The organism is Corynebacterium sp. HMSC05E07, from assembly GCF_001807225.1.
GTDB lineage: Bacteria > Actinomycetota > Actinomycetes > Mycobacteriales > Mycobacteriaceae > Corynebacterium > Corynebacterium singulare.
Window position 1 is genome coordinate 75444 of sequence record NZ_KV788273.1, and the last position, 346, is coordinate 75789.

The window sequence follows — 346 nt, forward strand, 5'->3', positions numbered from 1 at the left end:
ATAGAGAGCATCATCAGAGACCTTCTCCATACCCGTTTCACTATCACGCCATGCCTTAGCATCCCGGTCATCAATCGTCACAGTGTCAATATCACCATCACGCTCGACACTCACCGGGCCCTCAACAACCTCCGGCTGCTCAACTGCTTCGGACGCTTCAGAAGCTTCCTCACCAGAAGCAGAAGCAGGCGCAGGCGCTGAATCAGAATCAGACGCAGGCGCAGGCGCTGAATCAGATACAGAGGCAGGAGCATCATCGATAGGTGTATCCACCGACGCGATCTCCTCAGCCAGACCATCGACATCGGACGCCTCGTCATAAGCAACCAAAGCCTCATCAGCCTCA

The 346-nt window shown here is 54.9% G+C and carries 1 pseudogene; it reads right to left on the reverse strand.

Annotated elements, in window-relative coordinates:
• Nucleotides 1-346, reverse strand: a pseudogene (locus HMPREF3149_RS13685) (hypothetical protein); the annotation flags it as partial.